This window comes from Vibrio sp. 2-1-2a, from assembly GCF_032648565.1.
GTDB lineage: Bacteria > Pseudomonadota > Gammaproteobacteria > Enterobacterales > Vibrionaceae > Vibrio > Vibrio diabolicus.
The window spans coordinates 1-2950 of record NZ_WBOH01000028.1; the positions used below are offsets into that span (position 1 = coordinate 1).

The 2950-nt window shown below is 51.5% G+C and carries 1 rRNA gene; it reads left to right on the plus strand.

The features are described 5' to 3' along the window. The first annotated feature begins 22 nt into the window (after positions 1-22). Positions 23-2911, plus strand: a 23S ribosomal RNA gene (locus tag F7Y48_RS23455). Positions 2912-2950: the final 39 nt, after the last annotated feature.

A 2950-nucleotide genomic window follows, 5' to 3' on the forward strand; every position in this document is an offset into this window, starting at 1 on the left:
TCGAAACTCCTTCGGGTTGTATGGTTAAGTGACTAAGCGTACACGGTGGATGCCTTGGCAGTCAGAGGCGATGAAGGACGTATTAACTTGCGATAAGCCCAGATTAGGTAGTAAAAACCACTTGAGTCTGGGATTTCCGAATGGGGAAACCCACTTACATAAGTAAGTATCGTTATGTGAATACATAGCATAACGAGGCGAACCGGGGGAACTGAAACATCTAAGTACCCCGAGGAAAAGAAATCAACCGAGATTCCGAAAGTAGCGGCGAGCGAAATTGGACTAGCCCTTAAGCTTTATACGCGTTAGGTGAACAAGCTGGAAAGCTTGGCGATACAGGGTGATAGCCCCGTAACTGACGACGCATATTCAGTGAAATCGAGTAGGGCGGGACACGTGATATCCTGTCTGAATATGGGGGGACCATCCTCCAAGGCTAAATACTACTGACTGACCGATAGTGAACCAGTACCGTGAGGGAAAGGCGAAAAGAACCCCTGTGAGGGGAGTGAAATAGAACCTGAAACCGTGTACGTACAAGCAGTAGGAGCAGGCTTGTCCTGTGACTGCGTACCTTTTGTATAATGGGTCAGCGACTTATATTCAGTGGCAAGGTTAACCATCTAGGGGAGCCGTAGGGAAACCGAGTCTTAACTGGGCGTTCAGTCTCTGGATATAGACCCGAAACCAGGTGATCTAGCCATGGGCAGGTTGAAGGTTGAGTAACATCAACTGGAGGACCGAACCGACTAATGTTGAAAAATTAGCGGATGACTTGTGGCTAGGGGTGAAAGGCCAATCAAACCTGGAGATAGCTGGTTCTCCCCGAAAGCTATTTAGGTAGCGCCTCGGACGAATACTACTGGGGGTAGAGCACTGTTAAGGCTAGGGGGTCATCCCGACTTACCAACCCTTTGCAAACTCCGAATACCAGTAAGTACTATCCGGGAGACACACGGCGGGTGCTAACGTCCGTCGTGGAGAGGGAAACAACCCAGACCGCCAGCTAAGGTCCCAAATTACTACTAAGTGGGAAACGATGTGGGAAGGCTCAGACAGCCAGGATGTTGGCTTAGAAGCAGCCATCATTTAAAGAAAGCGTAATAGCTCACTGGTCGAGTCGGCCTGCGCGGAAGATGTAACGGGGCTAAGTAGTAAACCGAAGCTGCGGCAATACTCTTTGAGTATTGGGTAGGGGAGCGTTCTGTAAGCGGTTGAAGGTGTGTGGTAACGCATGCTGGACGTATCAGAAGTGCGAATGCTGACATGAGTAACGATAAAGGGGGTGAAAAACCTCCTCGCCGGAAGACCAAGGGTTCCTGTCCAACGTTAATCGGGGCAGGGTAAGTCGACCCCTAAGGCGAGGCCGAAAGGCGTAGTCGATGGGAAACGGGTTAATATTCCCGTACTTCTTACAATTGCGATGGGGGGACGGAGAAGGCTAGGTGGGCCTGGCGACGGTTGTCCAGGTTCAAGTGCGTAGGCTGAAGAGTTAGGTAAATCCGGCTCTTTTTAAGGCTGAGACACGACGTCGAGCTACTACGGTAGTGAAGTCATTGATGCCATGCTTCCAGGAAAAGCCTCTAAGCTTCAGATTGTAAGGAATCGTACCCCAAACCGACACAGGTGGTCGGGTAGAGAATACCAAGGCGCTTGAGAGAACTCGGGTGAAGGAACTAGGCAAAATGGTACCGTAACTTCGGGAGAAGGTACGCTCTCGACGGTGAAGTCCCTCGCGGATGGAGCTATTGAGAGTCGCAGATACCAGGTGGCTGCAACTGTTTATTAAAAACACAGCACTGTGCAAAATCGCAAGATGACGTATACGGTGTGACGCCTGCCCGGTGCCGGAAGGTTAATTGATGGGGTTAGACTTCGGTCGAAGCTCTTGATCGAAGCCCCGGTAAACGGCGGCCGTAACTATAACGGTCCTAAGGTAGCGAAATTCCTTGTCGGGTAAGTTCCGACCTGCACGAATGGCGTAATGATGGCCACGCTGTCTCCACCCGAGACTCAGTGAAATTGAAATCGCTGTGAAGATGCAGTGTACCCGCGGCTAGACGGAAAGACCCCGTGAACCTTTACTACAGCTTGGCACTGAACATTGACCCTACATGTGTAGGATAGGTGGGAGGCTTTGAAGCGCAGTCGCTAGATTGCGTGGAGCCGTCCTTGAAATACCACCCTTGTAGTGTTGATGTTCTAACGTCGACCCCTTATCGGGGTTGCGGACAGTGCCTGGTGGGTAGTTTGACTGGGGCGGTCTCCTCCCAAAGCGTAACGGAGGAGCACGAAGGTGGGCTAATCACGGTTGGACATCGTGAGGTTAGTGCAATGGCATAAGCCCGCTTGACTGCGAGAATGACAATTCGAGCAGGTGCGAAAGCAGGTCATAGTGATCCGGTGGTTCTGAATGGAAGGGCCATCGCTCAACGGATAAAAGGTACTCCGGGGATAACAGGCTGATACCGCCCAAGAGTTCATATCGACGGCGGTGTTTGGCACCTCGATGTCGGCTCATCACATCCTGGGGCTGAAGTCGGTCCCAAGGGTATGGCTGTTCGCCATTTAAAGTGGTACGCGAGCTGGGTTTAGAACGTCGTGAGACAGTTCGGTCCCTATCTGCCGTGGGCGTTGGAGAATTGAAAGGGGCTGCTCCTAGTACGAGAGGACCGGAGTGGACGAACCTCTGGTGTTCGGGTTGTGTCGCCAGACGCATTGCCCGGTAGCTAAGTTCGGGATCGATAACCGCTGAAAGCATCTAAGCGGGAAGCGAGCCTTGAGATGAGTTCTCCCTGATACTTTAAGTATCCTAAAGGGTTGTCGTAGACTACGACGTTGATAGGCAGGGTGTGTAAGCGTTGTGAGGCGTTGAGCTAACCTGTACTAATTGCCCGTGAGGCTTAACCATACAACACCCAAGGGGTTTTGATGGACTCAATGAAAGAAC